Raw genomic sequence first — 14302 nt, 5'->3', positions numbered from 1 at the left:
TTTGATCAATATTTTCCGCAGAACGCCAAACGCTCAACGCGCGATTCAGCATTTGGCTCCATAATCAGTATTTATATATCGCCTTGAGTAAAAAAGGTATTACATCTAACAGTTCTACGATGGCAGTCTTTTAAATCGATTAACTTTGATCAACCAGACTAATAAAACGATTTATGCTAAAAAACTTACTTTTTCTAGTGTTCTTACTTGCTGCAGCAAACACCTTTGCACAAGATACCCTTAAATTTGAAAATGCATTAACGGTAGCCAGCGGAACCCGCTATGGCCGTGAAGCCACTTATACCGATTTGCTGGCCTGGCAAATGGCTAATGGAAAATTAGAAAAGCCAACCGAAAACGTAGCATTTTCAGCAGGTAAAGATGGACAAAAAGTATTGTGGAAAGCTATTAAAGCAGATGCTAACGGGCGTTTTAGTGCATTTTCGAGGAGATCTTTTCAAACAACAAATAATCCTTTCCTCAATCCGGGCAGTATAGATAGAGGTTCTGATTATATCTACATAACTTATACCTCTCCTACAGAACAAACCGCCATTTTAAATGTAATTGGTGGTAATAGTTTGTTTTTCAATGGTACACCGCACATGGGCGACCCTTATGCATCAGGTTACATGAATATTCCGGTTCAATTAAAAAAAGGGGTAAACGAACTTTTTGTAAGAGGTGCCAGTATCTTGCCCATGATTATTGTCAACGCTAAAAAATTACTCCTCCACACAGATGATGTGACCTTGCCCAGCATTGTGCTCAATCAGGCAAATGGTGTGCTGAAGGGGGCATTAACGGTAAGTAATTCTTCTTTAAAAGATTTTAACGATTTGCATATCAAAACCGTTTTAAATGGCAAACAGCAGGAAATAGCCATTTCGCGCGTTGCAAAACTGAGCATGCGGAAAGTAATTTTTGAATTAGATGCAAGCGCCATAAGCACACCAGGTAATTATAACCTCGAAATACAACTGTTGCAGAACAAAACAAGTGTTGATCAGAAAACGATTGTAATTGAAGCTTTGGCCAATTCATCAACCCATAAACAGACTTTTATCAGCAAAATTGATGGCAGCTTGCAGTATTTCGCGGTTACCCCGCAACTTAACGGCTGGAAACCAAATTCAGCATTATTTCTGTCGGTACATGGCGCTGGTGTAGAAGCCATTGGTCAGGCAAAAGCTTATAAATCTAAAGATTGGGGAACAGTAGTGGCGGCCACTAACCGCAGGCCACGTGGTTTTAATTGGGAAGACTGGGGTCGCCAGGACGCTTTAGAAGTGTTGGCATTGGCTAAAGATCAGTTTAAACCAAGTGATAAACAGATTTACCTCACGGGTCATTCTATGGGTGGGCACGGCACCTGGTTTTTAGGAGCCACTTATCCCGATAAATGGGCGGCTATTGCACCTGCTGCAGGTTATGCTTCGCTAAAAGATTATGGTTCTGCCGATGGTAAAATTCCGGATAGCAGTAAAAATATAGTGGAAAGAATGCTGTTAAGAGCGGGTAATCAAAGCGATGTTCCGAAACTGGCAACCAATTATACCCCATTAGGTGTTTATATTTTGCATGGCGATGCCGATAAGGTCGTTCCTGTTAGTTACGCCAGACAAATGAAGAAATTGCTTTCAGGCTTCCATGCCGATTTTAGTTATTACGAATATCCCGGAGGTGAACACTGGTTTGGCGATCAAAGTGTAGATTGGCCACCTATTTTTAATTTTTTTAAGTGGCATACTATTGCTACCGATTCGGCGGTAAACCGCATTGATTTTACAACATCAAGTCCTGGGATTTCGGCTACTTATCGCTGGGCCACTATTTATCAGCAAACGCAGCCTTTACAATATAGCCGCATCATGTTAACGCGAGACAGGAAGTTATCAAGCATTGTGGGTAAAACTGAAAATGTTGCCCTTTTAAAATTGGCTTTAACCGATTTTGGTGCAAAAACACCTGTGAAAATTACTTTAGATAGCTTAACCGTAATTAATTATACCACACAAAGTGTTAATGATACCCTGTTTTTAGAGAAAAATAACGAGGCATGGCAAATTATTACCAAAATTGATAAAAGAGATAAAAACCCGTTGCGGTATGGCACTTTTAAAGAAGCATTTAATCATAAAATGGTTTTTGTAGTGGGCACAAAAGGCAGTGCTGAAGCCAATCAGGCTAATTTAAATAAAGCCAAATACGATGCTGAAAGTTGGTATTACCGTGGTAACGGCGCAATTGATATCATCATGGATAAAGAATTTTCGGCATCAAAATACCAGGGGCGTAATATTATTTTGTACGGAAATTCCGAAAATAATACAGCCTGGAAAACCTTACTGAAAGATTGCCCGATACAGGTAAGCAATTCGCAAATAACCACAGGACAAGGCAGCTGGAAAGGAGATGATTTAGCAGCATATTACATTTGGCCACAACAGGATAACAAATTATTAATCGGCGTAGTGGCCAGCACCGGAGTAACCGGCATGAAAGCTGCTTATGCCAACCAGTATTTTGCCGGCGGCAGCGGTTTCCCTGATTTTATGATATTTTCGTCTGAGTTACCTAAAGAAGGAAGTAAAGGCATTAAGCTGGCTGGTTTTTACAATAATAAATGGCAGTTTGACGAAAAAAATACCGCTAAACCTTAGTGAGGGCTATTACGAATAAATGTGAAGTGCTTTCCTTCTAAATAAAAGGAAAAAAGTATTTTTGCATCGCTTTGAGTAAAAAAAGGTATTTCATCCAACTGGCTTATGATGGCAGCTTATACCATGGCTGGCAAACACAACCTAATGCAATTACCGTTCAGGAATTGTTAGATAAGGCTATGTCTGTTTTTTTTAGGCAAGCTATCGAAACATTGGGCTGCGGCAGAACGGATGCCGGCGTACATGCCACTGATTTTTATGCGCATTTTGATGTGGAAGGTGTAGAAGAGGCAAAAGTTTTAAACGCAGTAACGGGCATCAATGCCATGTTGCCCTATCAAATTGCTGCAAAAAAAATAATACCCGTGCATGATGATGCCCATGCCCGCTTTGATGCAACTGCCCGTGCTTATAAATATTATCTTCACTTCGAAAAAAATCCTTTTAAACTTAACCGATCTTGGTTGGTTAAAGATCAACTGGATAGAGAAGCGATGAATAGCGCTGCAGCATTGTTGTTAAATTATACCGATTTTTCGTGCTTCAGTAAGTCAAATACGCAAACCTTTACCAATAATTGCAAAGTAACCAAAGCCGTTTTCGAAGAACAGGAAGATGGACTGGTTTTTACCATTCAGGCCGATCGCTTTTTACGGAACATGGTAAGGGCTATTATGGGTACCCTGGTGCAGATTGGTAAAAAGGAAATAAATTTAACGGATTTTAAAGCAATAATAGAAAGTAAAAACCGCAGTAACGCCGGACAATCGGTGCCAGCCTGCGGTTTGTACTTAGTGAAGATAGAATACCCTTATATAAGGTAGAAGGTTAAAGGTGTGAGGTAAAAGGTTTGGCGACCGCTTTACAAGATAAACTTTTCCTTTATTGAAATTTGTGTAAGATACGTAGGACCTTAAACCCTAAACCTTATATAAGGTAGAAGGTAGAAGGGTTTAAGGTGGAAGGTGCAGCAACCGCCATAAAAAAAGTGAATTACAACAAAAAGATAGTATAATTTAAAATTTTAAAACAGTGTAAGGCCTTATACCCTAAACCTTATATAAGGTAGAAGGTAGAAGGGTTTAAGGTGGAAGGTGCAGCAACCGCCATAAAAAAAGTGAATTACAACAAAAAGATAGTATAATTTAAAATTTTAAAACAGTGTAAGGCCTTATACCCTAAACCTTATATAAGGTAGAAGGTAGAAGGGTTTAAGGTGGAAGGTGCAGCAACCGCCATAAAAAAAGTGAATTACAACAAAAAGATAGTATAATTTAAAATTTTAAAACAGTGTAGGCCTTATACCCTAAACCTTACACCCTAAACCTTAAAAATGGCAGTTACAGGCGACGTATACAACACCGGATTACTGAAACGTATTTTTCAATACGTAAAGCCTTACCGTGCTGTTTTTGTATGGTCGGTTATTTTAACCATTCTGCTCGCGGCCATTTCTCCCGTACGTCCGTTTTTAATTAAGTATACACTCGATCATTATATTTTAGCAGGGAATTACTCCGGGCTGGTCAACATGACCATGCTGATGGTCTTTATGTTGATTTTACAGACACTGATCCAGTATAACCATACGCTTTTAACCAATACCCTGGGGCAATCGGTTATCCGCGACCTGCGGATCAATGTTTTTAACCACATTACCAAACTCCGCCTTAAATTTTTCGATAAAACACCCATCGGACAATTAATAACCAGAACAGTTTCAGACCTGGAAACCATTGCTGATATCTTTTCGGAAGGTTTAATCTCCATGATTGGCGATAGTTTGCAGGTGGTAGTAATTGTGTGCGTAATGTTATACACCGATTGGCAATTGAGTTTGGTGGTGCTTTTACCCATTCCTTTGTTGATTATGGCTACCCGGAAATTTCAGCAGGCGATTAAAGTGGCCTTTCAGGAAATTCGGAATGAGGTTTCTAACCTGAATACCTTTTTACAGGAACACATTACAGGTGTTTCTATCGTTCAATACTTTGCAAGAGAGAAACAGGAGTACAGAAAGTTCTACGCGATTAATAAACGTTATCGCGATGCCAATATCCGTTCTAACTGGTATTATTCTATCTTTTTTCCGGTAGTAGAGTTAATCTCGGCCATGTCGCTGGGCTTATTGGTATGGTATGGCGCGAAAAGCATTCTTTCCAAACCCCTGGATGTAACACCCGGAACCATCACCCAGTTTATCATGTACCTGGGTATGGTGTTCACGCCAATCCGCCAGCTGGCAGATAAGTTTAATACCCTGCAGATGGGTATGGTTGGTGCCGAACGTGTTTTTAAAGTTTTAGATACTGATGAGACCACACCAAATGAGGGAACACAAAGGCCTGCAAAATTAGAAGGAAATATTAAATTCGAAAAGGTATGGTTTGCCTACAATGATGAAAATTATGTGCTGAAAGACCTCAGCTTTGAAGTAAAAGCTGGCGAAACCGTTGCTTTGGTTGGAGCAACCGGGGCAGGTAAATCTTCTACCATCAATATCCTGAACCGCTTTTATGAAGTGAAAAAAGGGGATATTACGGTTGATGGTATCCGCATTGAAGATTTTGACCTCGATTACCTGAGAAGTCACATTGCTACCGTGCTGCAGGATGTTTTCTTATTTTCAGACACCATTTTAAACAATATTACCCTTAATAATCCTGAAATTACGATAGCAGAAGTAGTTAATGCGGCCAAAAAAGTTGGTGCACACGATTTTATCGAACGTTTACCTGGTGCTTATCAGTACAATGTGATGGAAAGAGGCGCTACGCTCTCGGCAGGACAGGCACAATTAATTTCGTTTATCCGTGCGCTGGTGCACAATCCGGCTATTTTGGTTTTAGATGAAGCTACCTCATCAGTTGATACCGAAACCGAATTACTGATCCAGAAAGCCATTGATAATTTAATGGAAGGCCGAACCTCCATCGTAATTGCTCACCGTTTATCCACCATTCAAAAGGCCGATCAGATTATTGTGCTCGATAAAGGAGAGATCAAAGAAAAAGGAACACATCAGCAGTTGTTAAAACTAAATGGCTACTATAAAAAGCTTTACGATCTGCAATTCTCGTCCAAAGGAATAGCTAAAGTTTAATTTATTCCAAATTATTGATTTATATGCTAATCAATAGACTGTATTTCATTTAGCGATGTCCTATTGTACACACCTAGGTTTACTTTTCTTTTAAAAGATGCTTTTAAAATAGTTCCTGTCTTGAAATTTATTTCATGTGCCGTAGATTCTGAAACTTCATAATCAATATTTTTAAATTGCTTTTCTATTGTTTTTGCATCGTTTTTATTGCCTTTTATAAAAAAATCTTTTACCGCTTTAGTTAAAGCCACACCATCTGCGATTTTGCTGCTTTCAATTCTGCAGATGGATTTCTGCTGATCAATATCAGTACATTTAACTCTTTCTATTGCATTAAAAGGTGCTCCGCCTAAAGCATTAGGAACAAGAACATTATTTACAACTTCTTCATTAAGCTTAAAGCTGTGATCGAAACAATAGTGGTAAAACTTTATGGGCTTTAAAATTGCTGATCCAATGCCTTGTGGAGTAGAAATCAGGCGTTTAGCACTATTAAGCAATATTTTGTAGTTTGGATCGGAGGTTGTAGCCATCAATTTATCGATAGTTTTATCTGCAACAGTTCTTAATTCATCCTCATTAACAAGAGAAATAAATTTCCCATAGCCCGAAAATTTTATGCTGATTTTCTTGTTTACCAGACTGGCAAGTAGAACATTTTCTATAATCTTATCCTTGCTGGCCAGTTTAGCATTTGTAAAAGTCCATTCAATTAAAAGTTCATCTTCGTTCTTTTCTACTACCCTGAAATTTGCATCAAAATTAGATATGTATTGAATAGATATTTTGTTAGCAATATCGGTTGTGGTACTTTTAAGTGAAATTTTATGGACCTCATCTTTTTCCCAATGGGGATAAATATCTAACTCTGTTTTTTCACTTTGTGCAACTGATAAAAATGGTAGTAGGAGTAATAATAATTTCAGCAGGATCGGGTAAGACTTCATTTTGAGGGCTTGATTTGGATTAGTGAAGCAAAAATAGAATAAACATTGAAAACCTTACAATTTGCCATTCATAAAGTTTGTACTTATGGGAGGAATATAATTGGCTTTACCAGTAGCTTAAAAATTAAATGGTTACTATAAAAAGCTTTACGATCTGCAATTCTCGTCAAAAGATATAGCTAAAGTTTAGACGCTTTATTCCCGAGGATTTTCTTAATTTAACAGCTTCTTAAATCCTATAGGAAGATGAAACCGTTAAAATTACTTGCCTTATTCTTGTTTTCGGCTTTAACCCTGCAAGTTTCTGCTCAGCAGAAAAAATATGTAATGGTTATTCACGGCGGTGCCGGCACCATTCTCAAAAAGAATATGACTGCCGAAAAGGAGGCCGCTTATATTGCTGTTTTAACACAAGCTTTGCAGGCAGGTTATGCCGAAATTAAAGCAGGAAAAAGCAGCATGGATGCCGTAGAAGCCACGATTCATGTGATGGAAAACGATCCTCACTTTAATGCAGGAAAAGGTGCCGTTTTTACGCATGATGGCAGAAACGAACTCGATGCGGCAATAATGGATGGTAAAACTTTAATGGCAGGATCGGTTGCCGGAGTAACCACCATTAAAAATCCAATTTCGGCAGCAAGGGCTGTGATGGAAAAATCAGAACACGTGATGATGGTGGGTGCGGGTGCTGAGCAGTTTGCTAAAGAAGTAGGACTGGAAATCGTAGATCCAAAATACTTCTGGACTAAAGAGCGCTGGGATGGTTTGCAAAAAGCCATTAAAGAAGATTCGACAAAAGCAGTACTCGATCATGGAAACAAGAAATCGGAATTACTGGGAAGCAAAAATCACGATTATAAATTTGGTACGGTGGGTTGTGTGGCCTTAGATCAAGCGGGTAACTTAGCTGCAGGAACCTCAACCGGTGGTATGACCAACAAAAAATATGGCCGGGTAGGCGATGCGCCTATTATTGGTGCCGGTACCTATTGCAATAACGAAACCGCAGGTATTTCCTGTACCGGTTGGGGCGAATTTTACATCCGCAATGTGGTGGCCAAAACCATTTCCGATTTAATGGAATACAAGGGTTTATCCGTTGCCGAAGCTTCGAAAATAGCCTTAGATAAAGTAGGAAAAATGGGGGGCGATGGTGGCTTAATTGCTTTAGATAAAAAAGGTAACGTAGCACTGCCCTTTAATACCGAGGGAATGTACAGAGGTACCATAACAGCTGACGGAAAAATTGAAGTCAGCATTTATAAATAACGAAATCGCTTTTTAAGTTAGGTTTTAAGCTATTGTGCCACTAAATAGAAAAATACGCATATCTTTCCTTACTCACACCAGGTAAATGACAGTTACAGAATTTATAAAGAAAGTATTTTCCAATTTAACCTTTCAGGTTTTATTGGCCATCATCATTGGAATCTACGTTGGTGCTTACTTTCCTGGTTTTGCACCCACCGCTAAATTAATCAGTCAGGGTTTTATTAACCTGATTAGCATGTTAATTGCACCAATTATTTTCTTTACCATTGTTTTAGGTATTGCGCATATGGGCGATATGAAAAAGGTGGGCAGGGTAGGCGGCAAGGCACTGTTATATTTCGAAATTGTGAGCACAGTAGCCATTGCAATTGGTTTATTGGTAGCCAATGTTTTAAAGCCCGGTGCCGGAATGATTGCTAAGGCTGGCGATGCTACCAAAATTGCAGGTTATGCTGAACAGGCAAAAGACATGAATTGGGCCGAATTCTTCCTGCATATTATTCCGCATAATATTATAGCCTCATTTGCCGAAGGCAATATTTTACAGATTTTATTGTTTGCCATTCTTTTTGGTTATGGACTGAATAAACTGGGTGGCGAAGGTACCACAGTTTTGAATGCCTTTGATAAAATATCGAAGGTGTTATTTAAAATTATGAAGCTGATTATGCGTTTAGCACCAATTGGTGCTTTCGGCGGAATGGCTTTCAGCATTGGTACTCATGGTCTGGAAAGTATAGTGGGCATGGCCAAACTCATGGGTTCGGTTTATTTAACCTGCTTCCTGTTTATTTTCGTGATTTTAAACGGAATTTGCCGTTACTATAACTTTAGCCTCTGGGCTTACCTGAAGTATATCCGTCAGGAAATTTTAATTGTATTGGGTACCTCCTCATCAGAATCTGCCTTGCCGAGTATGATGCAGAAAATGGAAGCCATCGGTTGCGATAAATCGGTTGTTGGTTTGGTTATTCCTACGGGTTATTCATTCAACCTGGATGGAACAGCAATTTATCTGGCCATGGCCGTTATATTTCTCTGTCAGGTTTTTCATGTGGATTTAACGCTTGGACAGCAGATCACCGTCTTAGGTGTGTTGATGATAACTTCAAAAGGTGCTGCAGGGGTAACTGGTAGTGGTTTTATTGTTTTGGTATCAACCTTAACGGCCTTAAAAATTATGCCGATTGAACATATTTCGATATTAATCGGTGTAGATCGTTTTATGAGCGAAGCCAGAGCGATAACCAACGTAATTGGAAACGGTGTGGCTACCATCGTAATTGCTAAAAGCGAAAAACAGTTTGATGAGCAGAAGTATTTAAAAGCTATTCAACCCGCAATGATAGAAAAAGCAGAGGAAGTGTAGTTTGGAGTTTTCAGTTTGGAGTTTTCAGTTCTGGGTGCAGATAATTTAGCCACGGAAGCACAGAAATCACGGAAAATTTCTTGTATTTATGTTATAGTAAATCTTTGTTTTTATAGCACAAGCAAAAGCCTTCTACCCTTCGCCTTCACACCTTCAACCTTTTTTATGTACCTTTGCAGCAGAAACATGCACACAGCTTGTTTAATTAATCCATAGCACATTGGCTCAAGAAGAACAAAATAACCGCAAAGAAAAAAGCGAGTTACACCCACGCAACAAACACCGTTCGCGTTACAATTTCAAACAACTTACAGCAACCTCAAAAGAATTAAAACGTTTCGTTTTTAAAAACGAACATAATGACGATTCTATCGATTTTGCAGATCAAAGTGCCGTTAAAGCACTTAACAGAGCGTTGTTGAAGTATTTTTATAACATTTCGCAATGGGATATCCCTGCCGATTTTCTTTGTCCGCCAATTCCCGGCCGGGCCGATTATATCCACTATGTTGCTGATCTTTTGGGGTCGAGCAATAAAGGTAAAAACCCTAAAGGAGCCAATATTAATGTATTGGATATTGGTGTAGGGGCCAACTGTATTTACCCCATTATCGGTCACCAGGAATATGGCTGGAGTTTCGTAGGTTCTGAGATCGATCCACTTTCAGTTGATTCGGCAAAACGTATTATTGAAGCCAACAAACCCTTACAAGGGGCGGTAGAAATCCGTCAGCAATCTTCAAAAATGGGCATTTTCAGAGGTGTTGTAGGCGGTAAAGAAAGATTCGATGCAGTGGTTTGTAATCCGCCGTTTCATGCTTCGTTAAAAGAAGCCGAGCAGGGTACCCGTCAGAAATGGCGTAACCTGGGTGGTAACGAAAAAGAAGTAAAACACGTATTAAACTTTGGGGGTAATAAAGCCGAGCTTTGGTGTCCGGGTGGTGAGCGTGCTTTCGTAGAGCAGATGATTATCCAGAGCGAGCAGATCAAAAATCAGGTGTTATGGTTTACTTCATTGGTATCAAAAAGTGCCAATTTAAAAAGTATTTATAGCGCTTTGGTGAAAGCAAATGCTTTTGAGGTAACCACCGTTCAAATGAGCCAGGGACAAAAAATCAGCCGTTTCGTTGCATGGACCTTCCATGATGAAGCTGCCCAGGCCGAGTGGGTAAAAGCCTGGAAAACGGAACCAAAACCTAAAGCAGATAGTCCTAAGACTGAAGCAAAAGGTCTTTAGTCGGAAATATAAATCATTAAAAAGCCGTTCCGATTTTACATCAGAACGGCTTTTTGTTTGTATGCGTTAGTCGGGATTTGCAATCCCGATTCAAGAGCTAAGGATTTACAATCCTTTAGATGGGTTCTAGAGCGTTGTAGTAATTAACCGCCAAAACCGTCAAGCTTTTTAAGAAGAGGGTGAGCTGCAAGTATAGAACTGTTTGCTCAAAACTGTAAAATACCAGCTGAGCACTGTTAACTGATCTTAGTGTCAAAGAGGTATCCAACCAAAGCGGTTACTGCCATGGCAACAGTTCCCCAGAAACAGATCCGTAATACTCCTTTAATCATACCAGAGCCTCCTGCCTTTGCTGCAATTGCGCCTGATAAAGCCAAAAACACAATGGCGAAACCATATTGATAAAACACCATCGATTTGATAGGAGCAAGAAAAGCAACAAGAAAGGGTAGGATGCCACCGCTAATGAAAGATGCGCCCGAGGCAAAAGCGGCTTGAAGTGGCTTGGGTTGGGTAATTTCGTTAATGCCCAGTTCATCTCTTGCATGTGTGGCCAAGGCATCCTTTTCCGTCAGTTTTATGGCTACCTGCATGGCCAGATCTTCATCCAGTCCCTGTGCAACATATATCTTGGCGAGCTCTTTCAGCTCCAATTCGGGCATGGTTTCGAGTTCTATTTTCTCGCGTGCCAGATCAGCCTTTTCAATATCCGACTGCGAACTTACCGAAACATATTCACCAGCAGCCATCGATAACGCACCCGCAACCAGACCGGCCAGTGCCGCCAGTACAATTGGGCTTCTCGTATCGCTGGCTGCGGCAATACCAATAACCAGACTGGTTGTAGAAATTATGCCATCGTTGGCACCAAGTACCGCTGCCCTTAGCCAGCCCGTTCTATTGGTGTAATGCTTTTCTAATTCCATTTCTGGTGATGTGTGCGCTATTCTTTTCGGTCTGCAGAGTCAAAACCCCTTATTTCCCGAATATCATCATTTCTTTTCGTAAACAATCAAAATAGTCAGGTCGTTACCTACATTTGGGGCAATACCGTGCGAACTGCCCGGACGGGTTAAAATGGCATCACCAGGTTTAACTGCAAACGTTTTCCCGTTCATCTGCATGGTTCCGTTTCCACTGAGCACATAATAAATTTCATCTTCTTTTTGCAAATGATAACCTATAGCAGAACCCGATTTTAAAGTACGTTTTTTAAATACGGTTTTCAGGCTTTTGGCCTCACTAAAAAAATTAAAACCGATGGTTTTACCACCGCCATTGTGTGTTCCTGGTTCTTCTTTGGCTACTTCAACATCGTTTTGTAGGATATATTTGGTTGTATCACTATTCTGCGCACGTGCATTCATAGAAATGAAAGCAGCAGCGAAAACAGCGGCGATAGGGATTAATTTTTTGATCATATGGTTTTATAAGTAGTCTTTATCTTTAGTCTTTCAGCTCGAAAAGTAAATTTAGGCGTTTTGCATGGATGTTGCCACAAGCACCAGCACTTTGTTACTAAACCCGCTCTCCAAAAGTGCTGAACTGCTCATTTCCTAATCCTAAGTATTAATGTTTTTGATTTGAAAACGTATGGTTTGCCGTTCTTAGGTCAGGTTTATAACCGAAAGGTTTGCTGCTGTTATAGCGCCTAAGGCACGCCTGTAGCTTTAGTCTTTCCGCTTTGGCCTTTAGTCTAAATGTTTCCTATTCATTTTGCTATTACAATCTATATAGCGGGCTACAGCAGCCATAAACCATTTCCTTACATTTTACTGAAAAAACAGACTAAATAATGTGGTTTTAGATTTGAATTCCAGTTCAATAATATTAGCTTTGCACAAAAAAAATATTGATACATGAGCGTTTTAGTAAATAAAGATTCTAAGGTTATCGTTCAGGGTTTTACCGGAAACGAAGGAACTTACCACGCTGAGCAGATGCTGGCCTATGGTACAAACGTAGTTGGTGGTGTAACGCCTGGCAAAGGTGGGCAATTGCATTTAGAAAAGCCTGTTTTTAATACTGTTAAAGATGCCGTTGATAAAACGGGTGCAAATGTATCTATCATTTTTGTGCCACCAGCTTTTGCTGCTGATGCAATTATGGAAGCTGCCGAAGGTGGTATTAAAGTTATTGTTTGTATTACTGAAGGTATCCCGACTAAGGATATGATTCAGGTTAAAGAATATATTGCTGATCGCGATGTTACCCTTATCGGCCCTAACTGTCCGGGTGTAATCACTGCTGATGAAGCTAAAATTGGTATCATGCCAGGTTTTATCTTCAAAAAAGGTCACGTAGGTGTGGTTTCTAAATCAGGAACTTTAACTTACGAAGCAGTAGACCAGGTGGTTAAAGCGGGTTTAGGTATTACAACGGCTATCGGTATCGGTGGTGACCCGATTATCGGAACACCAACTGTAGAAGCAGTTAAATTATTAATGAACGACCCTGAAACTCACGGTATCATCATGATTGGTGAAATTGGTGGTGGAATGGAAGCTGAAGCTGCCCGTTGGATTAAAGAAAACGGTACTAAACCTGTTGTAGGTTTCATCGCTGGTCAAACTGCGCCTCCGGGACGTAGAATGGGCCATGCTGGTGCTATTGTTGGTGGTGCTGACGATACTGCAGCTGCAAAAATGAAAATCATGCGTGAGTGTGGTATCCGTGTAGTAGAAAGTCCTGCTGAAATCGGTGCTGCAATGGCAGAAGAATTAGCCAAATAAGATTTAAAAATCTCATTATAGAAAAGCGTTTCGATTAAGTTCGGGACGCTTTTTGTTTTTACATGGCGCTGCAGAAACATAGGAGAAAAATTAGTTGCCACGGAAACATAGAAGCACTGAAAAGAATAGGTTTTAAATTGTAATAGGTTTTAACCTCGATTGCGCTAAGGTTTGTTAACCTCCCTCTCCTCCTGGAGAGGGACATGCAGAAAATGAACATATCGCCCAAACTTTGTCAGGGTGAGGTTCTGCACCTAAAACTGTCAACTCCTAACTGAAAACTCGCAACTCCCAGCTAAATTATCATCCCTTTGTAAACACTCATACAAAGCACTAAACCAGTAAACCAAAACCACATCTATAACGTATATTGAGGTATGAAAACGATGTTAAATAAACTATTTTTGCTTTCTGCTGTTGTTTTAATAACAGGTGTTTCAGCTTGTGCGCAAAAGCAAGATAAGAAAGCCGTAAAACAATCGAAGGAAACAGAACAAATCATACCAAAGAAGAAAATGAACTGGAATCCATTAACACCCGAAGAAGAAAGAGTAATTGTAAATAAAGGTACAGAATATCCTGGTACAGGTAAATATGAACATACAACAGATAAAGGAACTTATACCTGTAAACGTTGTAATGCGGCCTTATACCGTTCGGAAAGTAAGTTCGATGCACATTGTGGCTGGCCTGCTTTCGACGATGAAATTAAAGGCGCTGTAAAGCGTATTCCTGATGCCGATGGTTCGCGTACAGAAATTGTTTGCGCCAACTGTGGTGCGCATTTAGGGCACGTATTTTTGGGCGAAGGATTTACCAATAAAGACACCCGTCATTGTGTAAATTCAATCTCCATGAATTTCGTGCCGGATAAAAAATAAGGTGGATGTAGAAGGGTTAGGTAGAGGCGTATGGCGACAAGCTGTACGCCTTTTTTAATGCACAAAATCGGGCTGTTTTTCCACAAATTGTTGAT

At 39.9% G+C, this 14302-nt stretch carries 11 protein-coding genes; 8 read left to right on the top strand and 3 right to left on the bottom strand.

From position 1 onward, the window contains the following. Nucleotides 1-173 precede the first annotated feature (173 nt). The 3 genes from CA265_15585 to CA265_15575 all read left to right on the top strand — a co-directional run bounded on the left by CA265_15585 (nt 174) and on the right by CA265_15575 (nt 5766). Nucleotides 174-2663, top strand: a complete 2490-nt coding sequence (locus tag CA265_15585; GenBank protein ID ARS40998.1) for an alpha/beta hydrolase — start codon at nt 174-176, stop codon at nt 2661-2663. A gap of 71 nt (nt 2664-2734) precedes the next feature. Then, nucleotides 2735-3487, top strand: a complete 753-nt coding sequence (locus CA265_15580) for a tRNA pseudouridine(38-40) synthase TruA (protein ID ARS40997.1) — start codon at nt 2735-2737, stop codon at nt 3485-3487. A 509-nt stretch (nt 3488-3996) separates the two neighbouring features. Beyond that, nucleotides 3997-5766, top strand: coding sequence for an antibiotic ABC transporter ATP-binding protein (locus CA265_15575; protein ARS40996.1), 1770 nt, complete (start codon nt 3997-3999; stop codon nt 5764-5766). A gap of 26 nt (nt 5767-5792) precedes the next feature. On the opposite strand, the gene CA265_15570 is transcribed toward CA265_15575, so the two are convergent. Next, nucleotides 5793-6713 carry a hypothetical protein gene (locus CA265_15570; GenBank protein ID ARS40995.1) on the bottom strand — a complete coding sequence of 307 codons (921 nt, stop codon included), beginning with the start codon at nt 6711-6713 and terminating at the stop codon, nt 5793-5795. 246 nt (nt 6714-6959) lie between these two features. On the opposite strand from CA265_15570, the gene CA265_15565 reads away from it, so the two are divergent. From CA265_15565 to CA265_15555, 3 genes are all read left to right on the top strand, one after another. Next, nucleotides 6960-7985 (top strand): beta-aspartyl-peptidase, encoded by a 1026-nt coding sequence (locus CA265_15565; protein ID ARS40994.1) that lies wholly within the window; start codon nt 6960-6962, stop codon nt 7983-7985. 85 nt (nt 7986-8070) lie between these two features. Next, a complete protein-coding gene (locus tag CA265_15560) occupies nt 8071-9357 on the top strand; it encodes a glutamate/aspartate:proton symporter GltP (protein ID ARS40993.1) in 1287 nt (428 codons plus the stop codon). A 220-nt stretch (nt 9358-9577) separates the two neighbouring features. Further along, the gene (locus tag CA265_15555; protein ID ARS40992.1) at nt 9578-10594 is read left to right on the top strand and encodes a 23S rRNA (adenine(1618)-N(6))-methyltransferase; all 1017 of its coding nucleotides are present in this window, start codon (nt 9578-9580) and stop codon (nt 10592-10594) included. Nucleotides 10595-10830: 236 nt separating this feature from the next. Here the strand turns inward: CA265_15555 and CA265_15550 are convergent, their stop codons facing one another. Both CA265_15550 and CA265_15545 read right to left on the bottom strand, forming a co-directional pair. Beyond that, nucleotides 10831-11520 carry a hypothetical protein gene (locus tag CA265_15550; protein ARS40991.1) on the bottom strand — a complete coding sequence of 230 codons (690 nt, stop codon included), beginning with the start codon at nt 11518-11520 and terminating at the stop codon, nt 10831-10833. A 66-nt stretch (nt 11521-11586) separates the two neighbouring features. Beyond that, complete coding sequence (locus CA265_15545) at nt 11587-12015, bottom strand: cupin (protein ARS40990.1); 429 nt, start codon at nt 12013-12015, stop codon at nt 11587-11589. A gap of 438 nt (nt 12016-12453) precedes the next feature. Between CA265_15545 and CA265_15540 the strand changes: the two genes are divergently transcribed. After that, nucleotides 12454-13326, top strand: a complete 873-nt coding sequence (locus tag CA265_15540) for a succinate--CoA ligase subunit alpha (protein ARS40989.1) — start codon at nt 12454-12456, stop codon at nt 13324-13326. A gap of 377 nt (nt 13327-13703) precedes the next feature. Then, entirely contained in the window at nt 13704-14207 is a 504-nt protein-coding gene (locus CA265_15535; protein ARS40988.1) for a methionine sulfoxide reductase B, read from the top strand. The last annotated feature ends 95 nt before the right edge of the window (nt 14208-14302 follow it).

The organism is Sphingobacteriaceae bacterium GW460-11-11-14-LB5 (assembly GCA_002151545.1).
GTDB lineage: Bacteria > Bacteroidota > Bacteroidia > Sphingobacteriales > Sphingobacteriaceae > Pedobacter.
Note: the sequence above shows the minus strand (reverse complement) of the source record. Positions and strands in the feature narration are given on the sequence as shown.

What these genes read in the sequence shown, in the direction of transcription:
- CA265_15585 (ARS40998.1), top strand. Translation starts at nt 174, where the DNA reads ATGCTAAAAAACTTACTTTTTCTAGTGTTCTTACTTGCTGCAGCAAAC.
- CA265_15575 (ARS40996.1), top strand. Translation starts at nt 3,997, where the DNA reads ATGGCAGTTACAGGCGACGTATACAACACCGGATTACTGAAACGTATT.
- CA265_15560 (ARS40993.1), top strand. Translation starts at nt 8,071, where the DNA reads ATGACAGTTACAGAATTTATAAAGAAAGTATTTTCCAATTTAACCTTT.
- CA265_15570 (ARS40995.1), bottom strand. Translation starts at nt 6,713, where the DNA reads ATGAAGTCTTACCCGATCCTGCTGAAATTATTATTACTCCTACTACCA.
- CA265_15540 (ARS40989.1), top strand. Translation starts at nt 12,454, where the DNA reads ATGAGCGTTTTAGTAAATAAAGATTCTAAGGTTATCGTTCAGGGTTTT.
- CA265_15545 (ARS40990.1), bottom strand. Translation starts at nt 12,015, where the DNA reads ATGATCAAAAAATTAATCCCTATCGCCGCTGTTTTCGCTGCTGCTTTC.
- CA265_15550 (ARS40991.1), bottom strand. Translation starts at nt 11,520, where the DNA reads ATGGAATTAGAAAAGCATTACACCAATAGAACGGGCTGGCTAAGGGCA.
- CA265_15565 (ARS40994.1), top strand. Translation starts at nt 6,960, where the DNA reads ATGAAACCGTTAAAATTACTTGCCTTATTCTTGTTTTCGGCTTTAACC.
- CA265_15535 (ARS40988.1), top strand. Translation starts at nt 13,704, where the DNA reads ATGAAAACGATGTTAAATAAACTATTTTTGCTTTCTGCTGTTGTTTTA.